The following is a 14320-nucleotide window of genomic DNA, read 5'->3' as shown; positions in this document are numbered from 1 at the left end:
ACGGTGTCGTCCGAATCCCGCCGGGTCCGCGGGGCGGTGCGGTGGGCCTGCTCACCACGGCGCTGCCCAAGCCGCTCAGCCACGACGCCCGAACCGACGAGGACGCCGCACGCCGCCGTGCCGCCGCGGGTGTCCCCGCGGACCCGGGTCCGGTCGTGGGCGACGCGGCGTAAGAGATCCGTCATTCTTTTCGGCCCCTGTGCGCGCCGCCGGCCGCGTTGAATGGAGGTGTCGACGGAGGATCATCGAAAGGCGGGTCGGGACATGGCACGTGGGTTGAGGAGACCGGGCAGGCGGTTGGTCGTCGCGGTGCTGGCGGTGACCGTCGCCGGGGCGGGCCTGGGGCTGTACTGGTTCCAGCCGTGGAAGCTGTGGCAGGACGAGACCGTGGACGAGGCGCTGCCGGCCGTGCAACCGGCGTCGTCCTCCCCTCCCGCCGCCTCCGCCACCGGTCCGGCCCCGTCGCCGAGCGTGGCCGCAGGGCCCCGGACACTGGCGGGCGGCGAGCTGATCAGCCACGAGCACAGCACCTCCGGCACGGTCGGGCTGGTACGGCTCGCCGACGGCTCCCATGTCGTACGGCTGGAGAACCTGGACACCAGCAACGGCCCGGACCTGCGGGTGTGGCTGACCGACGCGCCGGTGAGGGAGGGCCGGGCCGGCTGGCACCTCTTCGACGACGGTGAGTACGTCAGCCTCGGCAAGCTCAAGGGCAACAAGGGCAGCCAGAACTACGCCGTACCCGATGACGTCGACCTGTCCCGGTACACCAGCGTGAGCATCTGGTGCGACCGCTTCGACGTCTCCTTCGGCGCCGCGGAACTCGCCCGCGCCTGATGCCTGCCGCCGGGCGCGGGCGGCGTCTCCCCCCGACGGGGGAGCGCGTCAAGGTCGGACAGGTTCGCCGGAGAGCGTTCCCGCAGGGCCGAAGGGGAGCCGGGTGGCCAGGACGGCGGCGCCGCGCACCGAGGGCGAGGCCATGATCCCGGCCACGCTGGTGCGGCCTGCGATGTGGACGTCGAGTCGGCGCCATGCCGGAGGCAGACGGGTCAGGGCGGTGTGGACGAGCCCGGGGTTGCGGGCGAGGAGGTTCATCAGCGTGCCGCCGGCGCTACCTCCGAAGGCAGTCTCGTGAAGCCGCGCCCCAACCCCGGGTTCAAGATCAATCCGGTCTCTCCGCAGCCTGCCGTGCCGCGTCAACTGGGGGCAGCGCGGCTGACCTTGTCGTATCGCGCGGAGAGGGGAAACTCGCTGGGCGTGTCGTGCCGGACCTGCCGGTGAGGGTCTCCAGGAGCGCGATCACTGATCGGTCATGGGTTGCTGAAGGGCGGGGACCGGGTGAGGGCGGATCTGTCGGTTGGGGCTGTGCCTGCGGGGGCGGGCAGCATGGCCCAGCGGTGGGGGAGGACGCGGTCACCGGCGCTGGAGGTGTGCGCTTCCGGTACGAGTGGGCGCGGACGCACCGGTAGCTGCCCTCGTGTCGGTGCTGCCGGAGTCTGCACCCGCCGCTCGTCGTGACCAGTAAAAGGACCGCTGGCGTGACCGGCGCCCTGGATATGCAAACCCAGCCCGCATCCTCGGCAACCACGGCCCGTCGACGGCTCGACCCTTACAAGCTGTCGTGCGCAGCAGAGATGTCAGTGCCGCGCGAGGCGGGCCGTCTCGGACGCAGCGAGACATTTTTGTTGTTACAGGAGGGCTAGGCTCACGAGCAGGTCCAGGCTGTTCTCGTCTACCCGGAACGCAGCCAGTCCGCTCTCGTCCACGAGCATCCGTGCGTCGCTGGCCAGCCATAGAGCCGGAGCTTCGAGTATGTCCTCTGCGGCTGCCTCAGCTGTTGCAGTCTCCGCGTCCAGGGCCGCGGCACAGCGCTGCGGGCCTGCGCGACGGTGGGCGCCAGGCGGTTGCCAGTAGAGCCGTTGATGTACCAAGAGACCAGGATCACGCGGGAAGGCTATCCATCCAACGGCCCCGCTGATGAGGTGATGTCCGGAAGTGCGCGAGCGCCACTTTCCGGACAACCACCGGCGTTCTCTGTGGCCCACCGTGCCGCCGACACCGGCCGAGGCGCCGCCGCGCCGCCGGGTGCGGTCGGCCATGCCTCGTCCGAATGCCGGGCCCGGCTGCGCGAACTGCGCCCCACCTGGGTCTAGCGGCTGCGGCACAACCGGGCTGCACAACGGCCTCACGCCCCGCTGGTACCGGCCCCGCTGGACCGGGGGAGAGGCTCACCGTCCTCTACCTGACCAGGGCTGGCTGCGCACCTATGAGGGCGAGGAGACGCCGGGACGAGAGCTCGCCGAGGTGGAACGGATCAACGGCACGTCATCAGACCGCGCATGAAGCTGCCCGCCTGCGTCGGCGGCCACCAGGAGCCGCCCCTGTCCCCGCCACCGGACCGGGAGCCGAGGAGGAGCGGGAGTTGTAACTGGCACCTCAGCCGACATCACCGCCCGGCGACGCGTCCGCCCGAGGCGGAGGTACGGCGATGACCGCCGAAGCGGACCCGCCGCTGTAGTGGGGGACGGGTGCTCGGCCGCGCACCGTAGGACCAGTCCAGGCGCGGGCGGCCAGTGGCTACGGCTTGCTCTCGTCGGTGACCGCGGCAGGCAGAGGCGAGGCGCCACCGTGCGGGGTGCAGACCTCCTTGCCTCCGTCCTTGAGGACCACGCAGGCCCGTGCGGCCGCTGGGTAGGGGGCTTCGACCATGGGTGAGTAGGTGTCCCGGTCGTAGGTGATCGAGCGGGCGGCCGAGTGGTTGTTCGGCCCCTCGACCCTCGCCGTGTCCCCGACCTGGCCCTCGGTGATTCTGGCCCACGCGGCTCCGCAGCGGGGGCTGTAGCGCAGTTCCAGGTGGACGCCGTCGACCTTCGCTGCCGCAGCGGTCCACACTCCGATGTGGCATTCCATGCGCTGGGAGTCCTTGTTCCGGCACTCGAACCCGCTGCACTTCGTGAGGCTGCCTCTGGTCATGGGCTCTCCCTGGCTCTCCGGGGCGCCGATGAGCATTCCCGCGAGCAGTCCCGTAACCACACCCACACCGGTGGCGGCGGCCCCGAAGGCGAGTCCCCAGCGCCGCGGCCGGCGGAGCGGCGCGGAAGTGGCGGGCTGCTTCGGCGGCTGCGCCCCGGGCGAGTCCGCGTCCGGGACCACGGAGGCGCCCGTGCTCGGAACCGGTTCGGGACCGGGCCCCAAATCTGGATCTGGATCCGGAACTACCGTCGGCGGTGTTTCGGAGGCGTCGGGGCGCTCGACGGAATCGGCGTCATCCGGAGCCTTTCCATCCGGCTGCCCGCGCTCGGCGATCTCCAGCAGAAGGAGCAGGCGGTCGGGTCTGACAGAGACCGCCTGGGCGAATTCGCGCACTGCCTGTCGGGGCGGAAGTGCCTTTCCGCTGAGGTATCGCCCCCACGACGACTTGCTGTAGCTCGTCCGGCCGGCGAGCGTGGCCAGGGTCATTCCGCTGCGCCGGCGCAGCAGCCTCAGCTGCTCGGTCAGAAGTTCGGCTTCCCCGGGCGCTCCACCGGCCCGGGGTCTCCCAGCCTGTCCCGCCACCACTCGTCCTCCCTCGTCGTGTCCCCCTGATGCAGGGCCTGTTGACGCGTCCCGCTTCCCATCATGTCCCACCCGTTCCCACCGCTCTACCGGCGTTGCCGTCCCGAAGCGAGCATGTGATCACCCGCCCCGACAGGAAGACCGCGGACACCTGCCGGGCCGGGCCACTCGATCACCGCGAGGCCGCAACGGCGGGCACGTGCGTCCATCAACCGGTCCGACCAGGCGAACGGACATCCATGGCAGACGAGCTCGTCCTGCGGGTACATGACTTCATCGACGCCCGCAACGTCGACGGCATGCCCACCGTGGCCAAGGAGGGCTTCACCGCGCTGAGGGCACCCTGTACGCCGTCACCTGCTGCCTCCAGCACGAGCGCGTTTCCTCACCGCCCTGGCGCACGACTCCGGGCCGGCCACACATCGTCCGCAGCTGCTTCGGCGCCTCACACGTTCGCTGCGCCCATGGACGACAAGCCCATGGGCTTCTGATCAATACCACCCACAGACATACGGAGACAGTAGTGGCAGACGCCAAGGTCCTGGAAGCGCAGAAATGGGTGAACAGCACCTACGGTGACGTCCCCGGCTACAAGCCCTGCGCCGAGGACGGGCAGACGGGCTGGAACACCATGTACTCCCTCACCATGGGGCTCCAGCACGAACTGGGCATCAGCCCGCTCGTCGCGGCTTTCGGCCCCACCACCCTGTCGCGGCTGACCACCTACGGCGACATCGGCATGGGGCAAACGAACGCGAACATGGTCAACCTCGTCCAGTACGCCTTGTTCTGCAAGGGCTACTGGGGCGGCAACGGCGACGGCCGGTACGACACCAGCACGCTGAACTCCGTCATCTCAATCACCACGGACATGGGCATGCCGGACCACGGCGGCATGGTCACCCCGAAGGTGTTCAAAGCACTGCTGACGATGGACGCCTACGTCGTCCTCGCGGGCGGATCCGAGAAGGTCCGAGCGATCCAGCAGTGGCTCAACCGCAGCTACCTGAGCAAGTCCACCTTCTTCATCGGACCATGCGACGGTCACTACTCACGTGATGTGCAGAAGGCCCTCATGAAGGCCATTCAGTACACCGTGGGCATCCCCGAGGACCAGGCCAACGGGAACTTCGGCCCCGGCACGCAGGCAGGGCTGAAGGCCAACACGTTGTCGCAAGGTGACACGGGAATCCTGGTGAGGCTCTTCTCCGCGGCATGCGTCTTCAACGAACCCGTTCCTGCCGAGGGCTCGCACTACACAAGTTCGTTCAAGGAAACCTACGACTCCACTCTCACCGAATTCGTCAAGGCTTTCCAGAAGTTCTCCATGCTGGAGGACCACGGGAGGGGCGACTACGCCACCTGGGCCCAACTGCTGGTTTCCACGGGAGACCCGGAACGCAGGGTCGACGCCTGCGACACCCGCTTCACGATCACCGACTCCCGCGCCCGAGCCCTCGCCGCGGAGGGCTACAAGTGCGTGGGGCGCTACATATACGACCCGCCGGGCAGCACCCTCGACAAGGAGATCCAGCCCGGAGAGCTCGACAGCATCTTCAGCAACGGACTCCGCGTCTTCCCGATCTATCAGGACAACGCCCGGGAACTCGGCGACTTCAGCTACAGCACGGGGTACCGCCACGCGCTGGAAGCGCATGAGCGTGCCATCGGCTACGGGTTCAACCGGGGCACGGTCATCTACTTCGCCGTCGACTACGACGCCACCGACCCGGAGATCACTTCCAACATCATTCCCTACTTCCAAGGAGTGACCGGAGGACTGGCCGGGCAAGGAAAGCGCTACGTACACGGCGTCTACGGGTCCCGCAACGTGTGCGCACGGGTCACCGAGGCCACCTACGCCCGCTGGTCGTTCGTTTCCGGTATGTCCTGGGGCTTCTCCGGAAACCTCGGTTTCCCCCTGCCGGCCAACTGGTCGTTCAACCAGATCAAGGAGTTCCGCTTCCCCAACGGATCAGACTCCTTCGATCTCGACAACAACGCCCATCGGCCCGGCACGGACTCCGGTCAGGGAAGCGTCAACGAAACCGTCTCCCCGTCCGAGGATTTCATCGACTACGTCGCGGAGATCTACGAGTATGCCCGCGCCTACGGCAAGGGAAATCCGAACAGGCTCGTCATGGAATACCTCCGGCACATGTCGTACGACAACATCCAGTGGACGGCTCTCATCGGCCCACCGGACCGGGACTTCATCGCGTATGCCAAGTACGCGCGCGGCGCCCGCTGGGTGACGAGCTTCGTGGACAGCGCGACGGGCCAGGAGATGGGCATCGAACACCTCATGGCCACCTGCAACGGCCACTTCCAGCACCCGCAGCCCGCCGACGCGCAGCGGGTCAACCATGGCGACGTCGCCGGCTGGGGCGGGGACCTCATCACCTTCTACGCGGAGTGGCAGCGCGACCGCGACAGCTACGCCTCCGGTTACCAGTACTGCGTGGAGCGGTTGGCGAAGACAGGTCTCCGCTCGACCTTCGGCTACTCGGACCTCCTGGAGGACGCGGACGGCTATCTGATCGCCAAACGCGTCAGCGCCGGTCTCAACATAGCCACCGCGGTCCTCCGTCACTACGAGAGCGGCGGGAACAACGGGCGGTTCGGCGACTACCGCAGTCAGCGCTTCGGGACCAAGGCGAACACCCACGCGCTGGCCCGGGACGTGCTCACGACGAACAGTCCCGTGATCGCGGCCGGACGGAAATTCCTCATCGACGACACCGCGGGATACGGCACGAACCTGCCCGACTCGCTGCCGGACGACGAGCTCGACAACTTCGTCCAAGGGTTCGTCGATGTCCTCCACGGACTGGCCGGCTGACCGTTTGCACATCACCCACTACGAGGAGACAGACCACCTGTGAACCAGCACGGGAAACACGGGAAACCCGCACCGTACGCACTGCTCAAGCGCCGCCAGGTCGTCGGCGGCTTCCTCGCGATCGGCGGGGCAGCCCTGTGGTCCGCCACCGGAACCGCCGGGGTGGCCACGGCCGCACCGGCAGCCGGGCGGTGGGACAAGGCGGACAGCGCCAACGGCTGGCCGGTCATCGAGCACGCGCCGGAACACCTCATCGAAGGGGCGGGCGGCACCCGCGTCTCCTGCCGCGGCGGGGACGTCGCCACCGTCCTGCTCCACCTGGCGCGCCGCTACCACTACGAAGTCCACGAGATCGGTCCCCGGGACATCACCGGGCACACCACCGACCGGGTGATCGGCCCACCGTACGAGAGCAATTACCTCTCCGGGACGGCCATCACCATCTTCCAGCCCCTCTACCCGGCAGGGTCCAAAGGCAATGCCTTCCCCCAGGACCTCGCCACGATCCGGGACATCCTGGCGGAACTGGACGGAGTGGTGACGTGGGGCGGCGACCAGGAGCCTGCCAAGGAGTCCCACTTCCAGATCGACGTCGCCCCGGGAGACACGAGGCTGGCGGACGTCGCGGCGCGCATCAGGGAATGGGAGTCTCGCCCCGGAGCCGGTGCCGGCGTCGTCCCCGACGTCTTCGCCGCCCGGCGGCGAGTCCGGGCCAGGGACCTGCGTATCCGGCAGAACCGGCAGAACCGGCAGAACCGGCAGAACCGGCAGAACCGGCAGAACCGGTAGAAGTTCGGGCGACGTCTCGGCAGGAGCACTCGCGGGTGACCGCGCCAGAGGCTTTCGCAGTGGTCCCAGCCGTCCCACCGTGTCCCGCCGGGACGGAAGTCCCCGCAGGTCAGCCCGTGAGACATCCCGCACGCAGGTCACTTGGGCGGCGACCGTTGTGGTCCGTGCACCACCGCCCGAAGACTGCTCACCGAGCCGCCCGCAACGGGTGGTTCCGGTCATGGGAGGGAATACACATGCGAGCCATGACGAGGACTCTCGTCACTGTCACCACCGTCGCCGGGATCGCCGCCGGAAGCCTGGCCACCGCAGGCGCCAGCGTCGCGGCGACCCCGGAGAAGAAGGTGGTGGCGAGTGCGGAGACATTCGCCCCGCTAGCTGTGGTCAACCTCGGTCTGACGACCTCTGGGGCAAAAAGCCTTCAGGGCAAGTTTCTGAGGGCCTGGGGCTACACCGGCGCGATCGACGGGCAGCTCGGCACCAGCAGCTGGAAGGCGATGCAGCGGCTCCTCAAGGAGAACTGGGGCTACACCGGCTCGATCGACGGAATCGTCGGCACGGGGACGGTGAAGGCGCTGCAGCGCTACCTCAAGACCTGGTATCGCTACACCGGCCCGATTGATGGGATCGCCGGGCCGGAGACCAGGGCGGCGTTCAGGCGGATGGCCAACGTGACCTGAGCTCGGCGCTCGTCCTCGCCTGAAGCGACGCCGGGCAGCCGCAGCTGTATCTGCGAGCCAATTGCGGTAGCCGCCGATGCACTTCTGAGATCAGAGTTCAGGCCCCGAGAAGAACACGGAATTCTGTCAAAGCAATCGAAGGATGAATATGCGCAATCGAACAATCGCGTCCCTTGTCGCAGTGGCATCCGCCGCGGTCGCCGTCACCACCATGGCCACCGCGCCGGCAAGCGCCTACAACCCTGACCCGAGAGTCATTCAGAACGACTCGGCGCGGACGGTCTACTGCCCGTGCCGGTTCGATGACGACATCGACGGTACCTATTTTCAGAAGGATGACGGCGGGGTGGGAAGAAAGGTCGTCTTCGGTAACCAGAGTGGCTACGCGTTGGCGAAGGTCGAATTCCACCCGTACGACGAAGTGCTGTGGATGTACGACGTCGCCAACGACAACGACGGCCTCTACTACAAGGTGTCCTACGAAGGTGATGGTGGACGGTACGGGCTGTACATGCCCCCGGGATCGTCCGACATCTGGGATGTCAAGAAGGTGAATCTGGACATCCCGGAGGGCAGGAGCGTGACGATCACGGTGTACGACGACCGTGGGATGACCGATCACGTCTCCACGATCAAGGCCACTGCCTGACAAGCCGTCCCGATCGGCACGTCGGACAGCCTTCCGACGTGCCGATTGTCGCGGTTCGTGCTGGATGGCTGTGAGGGAAGGCCAACCAATTTCTCGCCTCGACGGTATCGCCCGCACTCTCATCTGCTACCGCAGACGTGTCAGCACGGACGATATTCAGGACGCGTCAACGTAGGCGAGGTGGCTTTTGCAGCCGGTGCAGCGGAAGAGCATGGCGGTTGTCCCCTCGCCCAGGCTGGTCAGGAAGCGCTCAAGCCGGTTTTCGTCGTGCAGGCCGTCGAGACGCATGTCGGTCCGCAGCTGGTCAAGTGCTTCAGGATGCGCCACCAGTTCGGCGTATCCGACTTCGCCCACGAAGGCGGCCGCGTCCTGACAGTGGACGAGCCAATGCGGGTCCTGCCAGGCATGGAAACCAGGGGTGCGGCGGGTGACCTCGTGCAATACGTCCTCGCTGACACCGTCGAGCCCGTAGGAGTCGGTGAATTCACCCGCGAAGCGTTCAGCTGCGCTCCCGTCTGCGATGCACCACGGGCAGAACCGACCGCTGACGTCCTGAGCGGAGTAGAAGGTCGCCGTGTAGATCCATCCCCTGTCGCGCCGGCAGCTGGCACATGTCTCGGCGGCCGCGCAGATGGACCCGCTTGCAAGGGGGTCTGGGTGATAGCGGAAGAAGGGCAGGGCGGCACTCATCGGCACTGTCCGGTCCGCAGCTTGATGGCCATGCCCACTGATCCCATGAGAAGCAGTCTGCTCTGTGGGAAGGACGTCGATCAAGCGCGAGGCCGGCGGACGGCTCGGCCGAGGGACTGTCCCCGCCGGTGCGGGGGAGCAGTCGACGTCCGCCTTGGCCCATGCTCGGGCCGTGGGCCCGACCGACCCCGCAGGCCGCCGTACTGCCGCCGTCACGGACGCGCCGGCGTGAGCAGACCGCACCGTCCGACCGTGGCTGAGGGGGAGCAGCTGCTGCCCGATGGGGACGAGGTCGTCGAGCTGGTCAGCCCTGTTCGCATCGTCGTGGTCAATGGCCCGGCCGCACTGCCCGGAAGGCACGCCGCGAACTGTGGTGCGCCTTACACCGCACGAACCCGTCCTCGCCGAGCAGGTCGAATCCAGCATCAACATCGTCGAAGAGACCCAGTCCGGAATCTTCCAGAACGCGCGGACCGCGGTGTCCGCCCTGCGTGACGAGCGGGTCCTGACGTGGGTGACGCCGGACAGGGACCGGCCCCGCTTCGTCCCCGAGGCCTCCGCCACCAGTCGGGACACCCTCCACCTGCTGTCCAAGAAGGGCGGTCCGGCGAGCGCGGTCGTCGCCGCCCTCGCCGACTCCGTGTTCACCGCCGCCACCGAAGCCGGCGAACGCCACGGTGGCCGCCTGCCCGAGCCGATGCGCGCGGTCCTGGACGAGGCCGCCAACATCTGCCGCATCGCCGACCTGCCCGACCTGTACTCCCACCTCGGCTCCCGCGGCATCACTCCGTACGTCATCCTGCAGTGCTACCACCAGGGCGTGAAAGCGTGGGGCGAGGTCGGCATGGACGCCATGTGGAGTTCGGCCACGCCGCAGAGATCCGCGCGATGAAAAGGGGCACCGCCCTGCTGATGTCCACCGGCATGCCAGTCGCCCAGATCTCCCTGCGCCCCTGGTACGCAGAGAAGGCACTCGCCCACATCGGCCCGCGGATGAAGGTTGAGGAGAAGGCCATCACCGGACGGGCCGTCCTCGCGCACGAAGAGAGGAAGGCGGCCCGACGTGACCGATGACGGCGCCCCTTACTTCGAGGTCCCCGTCGGCCTCCCTCGACCCCTGCTTGCGCGAGCTGCGCAGCTCCAGCGGACCCTTCACCGGGTGCACCAAGGGCGAGCACCAGATCAACCACCGGCTGCCCGGCCTGGTGCCCAGCGCCTGGGCGATGGAGGAGAGCTGAGTGCGCACGGCGGACGCGAGGTCCGCCGCGAACGCCACCACGAGGGCTGTCGGGTCAGAAGCCGTCGGGGCGCAGGGCGTTCAAGAAGCTGCTCCAAGCACAGGCGGAGACGGAGAAGGAGCGACGATCGCGGTCCTTGGTGTCCCGGACACGTACGCCAGCGTCGACCGCGGCAGCGCAGGCCTCCACGCAGGCTTCCTGGAATTCCGTGCTGTAGCTGCTCTTGTGCCAGCCCGTGGATGGGAGCGGCATGGGGTCCTCCTGACCGGCCGGGAGCGGGCGGAGTCCGCTGCCCGCCCGGCGGAGTCTACGGATCAGCAGCCCGGTACGAGGGGGTGTTGTTGTGCAACAACCCGAAAGAGAAGAGGGAGAACGGGGCTCTGCCTATCTGGGTAGGCCCTCGTTTGGCCTTGTCGAGCAGTCGCGACGTCGCTTGTCGACGGGCTCGGGAGGCGTTCCGTTCCGCGAGCGAGTCGTGTTGATGAGTCAGGGAGGCACCAGGTCTCCTGTCAGTGCGGCAGCGAGGTGCTCTTGCGAGTGGCGTTCGATGGAGCGGGTCGGCGCTGAGACTGTCGCGCCCGTCCGCTGCCATCGGTAGCGGCATCCCCGGCCACCTTGACCTGTGGCCGACGTTCCACGACACGGGCGCAGGCATCCTGTCGTAGGAGGCGGCCTGTGGTCAGGGCAGTCGGATGTTGTCGTACCTGGTGTTCGGCTGCCCGTTGGCGTACACGCGCGGGGAGGTGAACACCCCGGCCAGCTCCTTGTCGGCGATCGTTCTGCGGGGAAGGCCCAGCCCGTAGTGCTCGCCCATCAGCCGATACACGTCCCGGATGTCCGGGACATGCAGCCCCCACTCGTCCGGTTCGTCGGGGAAGTCGGGATCCGGGTCGACGCTGCCGAGCCCGATCTCGGCGACCATCCGCTGGGTGAGGGGATGATCCGCCCTGACCGCCTCGTGAACCTCGCCGTCGAAGTAGCTCCAGTCCAGCTTTCCGTCCACGATCACGCCGATGGCTGACGGGTCCATAGTGGTGTCCATGATGGTCAGCCATGTGCGGTCCTCCCACAGATGCTTCACGTGGTCGGGACGCTGCGTGTAGAAGCCGTCGCCGCCACCGCACAAGGCGAACGCCCACCCTGCGTGTTCGCCCAACCTGGCCCAGTCCGGAACGTTGCTGGACAACGCCGTGTTGAAGGTCTCAGGAGAAATGATGCCGAGGCCGGGACCCGCGCCCCGCATCACCGCCAGCTCCTCAACGCTCACGCCTTTGACCATCACCAGGTAGAAGCCCCAGGAGGCGAGGTCTTGCTGTATCCACTCGAAACCGTCATCGATCATGATCGGAAGTGTGGCAGCGGCGTCTGACAGCCCGGCCCCGAGACCGTGACCTGTGTCAGAGGACACCGCGCCGACTGCCGTGTCGCGAGAGCCGGTGTCCTGCGCCGGAAACTCCTCGGTAGTTCCGTGGTACTGACCATGCCGGATTCCGCCCGCCGGCCAAGTCCGTGCCGACCGAACGCGGCGCCGCCCGACCTGTCTGCGGACCTCCGACGCAGGCATCAGCACGTCAGGGTTTACGGCGACCCTGAGCGGCGGCGACGGCCGGAGAGTCGAGCCGGCGTGGTGGATCACCACGGCACTGCCGTCATTTCTCTTCGGCATTCACGAGTCGGCTGACCGACAACTGACTCCGGAACCGGTCGACAAACGCTGTTGGCTTTTGTTCACGAGAACCGACAGCACCTGTACACGGGATCGGGCGGCGCTCGAAGCGCCGCAGAAATCGAACGGTCCACGGCTTCGGGCAGCGCAGGTTCTGGCCGAGTCGGCCCGCCGAACGAGTTCCTGCGTGGGTTCCGTGGCCGGATGCCGCGGAGCCGGAACGGTGTGGGGAGTTGCGCGATGCGCTGCCCTCGCCAAGCCTTCGTCGGTCAGATGCGTGGACCGAGGAACAGGCCACCGCTTGCGTCGATGATCTGACCAGTGACCCAGCGGGCGGCATCGGAGGCGAGGAAGGCGACCACATCGGCTACGTCGTCGGGCCCGCCCAGCCGGTTGAGTGCCGTCATACCGGATATCTGTTCGGTGAGGCCCGGCGCGTCGAAGGCAACTCCGTTGGTCGCCGTCCTGGTGGCCCCAGGAGCGACCGCGTTCACCGTGATCCTTCGGGGGCCGAGTTGGACGGCGATGGTCTTGGTCATCGTCTCGATCGCACCCTTCGTCATGGCGAAGGATGTCTGGGCCGAGTTGGCCATCCGGGTCGCCACCGACGATACCGAGACGATCCGGGCGCCCTCGCTCAACAGAGGCAGTGCCCGCTCGATGATGAAGTACGGCGCTCGCACGTTCACCGCGAACAAGTGGTCGAACTCCGCCCGGGTCGTCACGCCGAGCGGACCGGCCGGTGCGGCCGCCGCGTTGTTGACGAGGATGTCGAGCGGCCGACCGGCCAAGCCGGCCTCCACACCAGCGAACAGCGTCTCGACATCGCCGTCCACGCCCAGTTCGGCTCGGACGGAGAAGGCGGTCCCACCGGCGCGTTCCATCGCGTCGACCGTCGCAGCCGCCCCGCTCTCATCCGTGCCGAAGTGCACGATGACCGTGGCCCTTTCGGCCGAGAGTCGAATGGCAATTGCCTGCCCGATGCCACGCGACGCGCCCGTCACCAAAGCCGTTCTCCCCATCAGGTCGTCCATGCCTTTACCTCATCTAAGCGTTAGTAACCAACATGATGGTAGTGTCTAACACATGAGTGAGCGGCAACCAACCCTGCGGGAACGACGGCGATCCGAGACGCGGCGCCTGGTCCAAGCGCACGCGGTGCGGCTGTTCACCGACCACGGCTACGACGCGGTGACGGTGGCCGACGTCGCCGAGGCCGCCGGCGTCTCGGCAATGACCGTGTACCGGCACTTTCCCACCAAAGAGGACCTCGTCCTCATCGACCAGCCCGCCCAACTCATCGCCGAGCAGGTCGCCGCATCCTCCGCGACGCAACCCCTGGTGCGCCGCGTCGGCGGCGCGCTCATCGACGCGGCCACCGCCTTGACGGGTGGCAACGGGGACGAACCGGGGGCGAACGAGCGGTTCCTGCTGGACTGCCTCCGGCTCATGGTCTCGACGCCTGCGCTGCGGGCCCGGCACCTGGACAGCCAGTACGCGCTGCAACAGGCCATCGTCGACGCCCTCGGGGATGACGCGACCGGTCCCGACGCCGCGTTCCGCGCCCAGGCGGCGACCAGCGCCTGCATGGCCGCGATGCACACGGCGCTGACGCGTTGGACCGAAGACGACGGACACACCAAGCTGCCCGACCTGATCACACGGGCGCTCGCCGCGTCCTTCGGTGATGACGCCGTCGCCATCCACCGGGAGGACTGAGGCGCCACGGACCGGGCGCTGTCATCCCTCTTGACCATCGAACACAGTGCGGTGTCAGTGCCTCCCGAAGTGCTGAACGATCGCTGTCAACACTCGTGAACAAAGCCAGTCAAAGCCTGCTCACGCTGGAGCGGCAACGCTGAAGAAGCTCAATATGCCCGACGGGGACGCGTCTGCGGGGTGTCGGACGTGCCCTGCGGGTGCTGACGGGTGTGGAGGGCCTGCTCGACATTCTCCAGACGCCGCCGTTGCCGACGCATGGTGAGGGGGCCGACCAGGAACATGCCTGTCACGAACAGCTGGAAACAGGTATATCCATAGTTGTGATCGAGGAACTGTGCCACAGCGCTCACCAGCCACAGCAGTGCGGCTGCCGTTGCCAGCCAGAGCACCCATGGGCGCTGCTGGGTATTCACCACACGGCGCTGACGTGCGACGATGTCGATCGCGGCCGGCAGCTCGGCGGGATCCTCCGGCAATTCGCCGCGCTGT

At 67.6% G+C, this 14320-nt stretch carries 16 protein-coding genes and 2 pseudogenes; 10 read left to right on the top strand and 8 right to left on the bottom strand.

The features are described 5' to 3' along the window. Positions 1-41 precede the first annotated feature (41 nt). Positions 42-173 carry a hypothetical protein gene (locus tag ACIQ1J_RS33425; RefSeq protein WP_403562847.1) on the top strand — a complete coding sequence of 44 codons (132 nt, stop codon included), beginning with the start codon at positions 42-44 and terminating at the stop codon, positions 171-173. Positions 174-264: 91 nt separating this feature from the next. Further along, the gene (locus tag ACIQ1J_RS33420; RefSeq protein ID WP_403562845.1) at positions 265-837 is read left to right on the top strand and encodes a DM13 domain-containing protein; all 573 of its coding nucleotides are present in this window, start codon (positions 265-267) and stop codon (positions 835-837) included. A 48-nt stretch (positions 838-885) separates the two neighbouring features. Here ACIQ1J_RS33420 and ACIQ1J_RS33415 read toward each other — a convergent pair whose 3' ends face one another. The 3 genes and pseudogenes from ACIQ1J_RS33415 to ACIQ1J_RS33405 form a co-directional block, all read right to left on the bottom strand. Continuing rightward, positions 886-1095 (bottom strand): hypothetical protein, encoded by a 210-nt coding sequence (locus ACIQ1J_RS33415; RefSeq protein ID WP_403562843.1) that lies wholly within the window; start codon positions 1093-1095, stop codon positions 886-888. A 1482-nt stretch (positions 1096-2577) separates the two neighbouring features. Next, positions 2578-2973 carry a DUF2690 domain-containing protein gene (locus ACIQ1J_RS33410; protein ID WP_376675869.1) on the bottom strand — a complete coding sequence of 132 codons (396 nt, stop codon included), beginning with the start codon at positions 2971-2973 and terminating at the stop codon, positions 2578-2580. Positions 2974-3387: 414 nt separating this feature from the next. Further along, positions 3388-3459: pseudogene (locus ACIQ1J_RS33405) on the bottom strand (XRE family transcriptional regulator); the annotation flags it as partial. Positions 3460-4078: 619 nt separating this feature from the next. Between ACIQ1J_RS33405 and ACIQ1J_RS33400 the strand changes: the two are divergent. The 4 genes from ACIQ1J_RS33400 to ACIQ1J_RS33385 all read left to right on the top strand — a co-directional run bounded on the left by ACIQ1J_RS33400 (position 4079) and on the right by ACIQ1J_RS33385 (position 8515). Further along, on the top strand, positions 4079-6397 hold the full coding sequence (locus ACIQ1J_RS33400) for a glycoside hydrolase domain-containing protein (protein ID WP_403562841.1): 2319 nt from the start codon (positions 4079-4081) through the stop codon (positions 6395-6397). A gap of 39 nt (positions 6398-6436) precedes the next feature. Continuing rightward, entirely contained in the window at positions 6437-7186 is a 750-nt protein-coding gene (locus ACIQ1J_RS33395) for a hypothetical protein (protein WP_403562839.1), read from the top strand. Positions 7187-7422: 236 nt separating this feature from the next. Continuing rightward, positions 7423-7866: a peptidoglycan-binding protein gene (locus ACIQ1J_RS33390; RefSeq protein WP_403562837.1), complete on the top strand. Its 444-nt coding sequence runs from the start codon at positions 7423-7425 to the stop codon at positions 7864-7866. A gap of 181 nt (positions 7867-8047) precedes the next feature. Further along, positions 8048-8515, top strand: coding sequence for a hypothetical protein (locus ACIQ1J_RS33385; RefSeq protein ID WP_403562835.1), 468 nt, complete (start codon positions 8048-8050; stop codon positions 8513-8515). Between the two features lie 156 nt (positions 8516-8671). On the opposite strand, the gene ACIQ1J_RS33380 is transcribed toward ACIQ1J_RS33385, so the two are convergent. After that, the gene (locus tag ACIQ1J_RS33380) at positions 8672-9205 is read right to left on the bottom strand and encodes a CbrC family protein (RefSeq protein ID WP_403562833.1); all 534 of its coding nucleotides are present in this window, start codon (positions 9203-9205) and stop codon (positions 8672-8674) included. A 370-nt stretch (positions 9206-9575) separates the two neighbouring features. On the opposite strand from ACIQ1J_RS33380, the gene ACIQ1J_RS33375 reads away from it, so the two are divergent. Genes ACIQ1J_RS33375 through ACIQ1J_RS33365 form a run of 3 tightly spaced genes read left to right on the top strand, consistent with a single transcriptional unit; the run spans position 9576 to position 10443 of the window. Continuing rightward, on the top strand, positions 9576-10097 hold the full coding sequence (locus ACIQ1J_RS33375) for a TraM recognition domain-containing protein (RefSeq protein WP_403562831.1): 522 nt from the start codon (positions 9576-9578) through the stop codon (positions 10095-10097). Then, a complete protein-coding gene (locus ACIQ1J_RS33370; RefSeq protein WP_403562829.1) occupies positions 10094-10279 on the top strand; it encodes a hypothetical protein in 186 nt (61 codons plus the stop codon). The genes ACIQ1J_RS33375 and ACIQ1J_RS33370 overlap by 4 nt, the downstream gene beginning before the upstream one ends. Beyond that, the gene (locus ACIQ1J_RS33365; RefSeq protein WP_403562827.1) at positions 10276-10443 is read left to right on the top strand and encodes a hypothetical protein; all 168 of its coding nucleotides are present in this window, start codon (positions 10276-10278) and stop codon (positions 10441-10443) included. The genes ACIQ1J_RS33370 and ACIQ1J_RS33365 overlap by 4 nt, the downstream gene beginning before the upstream one ends. Before the next feature lie 54 nt (positions 10444-10497). Here the strand turns inward: ACIQ1J_RS33365 and ACIQ1J_RS33360 are convergent, their stop codons facing one another. From ACIQ1J_RS33360 to ACIQ1J_RS33350, 3 genes are all read right to left on the bottom strand, one after another. After that, positions 10498-10695, bottom strand: coding sequence for a DUF397 domain-containing protein (locus ACIQ1J_RS33360; RefSeq protein ID WP_403562825.1), 198 nt, complete (start codon positions 10693-10695; stop codon positions 10498-10500). Positions 10696-11122: 427 nt separating this feature from the next. Then, a complete protein-coding gene (locus tag ACIQ1J_RS33355) occupies positions 11123-11785 on the bottom strand; it encodes a hypothetical protein (protein WP_403562823.1) in 663 nt (220 codons plus the stop codon). A gap of 593 nt (positions 11786-12378) precedes the next feature. Further along, a complete protein-coding gene (locus ACIQ1J_RS33350; protein ID WP_403562821.1) occupies positions 12379-13143 on the bottom strand; it encodes an SDR family oxidoreductase in 765 nt (254 codons plus the stop codon). Positions 13144-13195: 52 nt separating this feature from the next. Here ACIQ1J_RS33350 and ACIQ1J_RS33345 point away from each other — a divergent pair, with 52 nt between their 5' ends. Next, positions 13196-13828 (top strand): helix-turn-helix domain-containing protein, encoded by a 633-nt coding sequence (locus ACIQ1J_RS33345; protein ID WP_403562819.1) that lies wholly within the window; start codon positions 13196-13198, stop codon positions 13826-13828. Positions 13829-13977: 149 nt separating this feature from the next. Here the strand turns inward: ACIQ1J_RS33345 and ACIQ1J_RS33340 are convergent. Further along, positions 13978-14320, bottom strand: a pseudogene (locus tag ACIQ1J_RS33340) (hypothetical protein); the annotation flags it as partial.

This window comes from Streptomyces sp. NPDC097107, from assembly GCF_044762405.1.
GTDB lineage: Bacteria > Actinomycetota > Actinomycetes > Streptomycetales > Streptomycetaceae > Streptomyces > Streptomyces thinghirensis.
The sequence above is the reverse complement of the archived record's forward strand: the minus strand, read 5'-3'. Positions and strand labels throughout refer to the sequence as shown.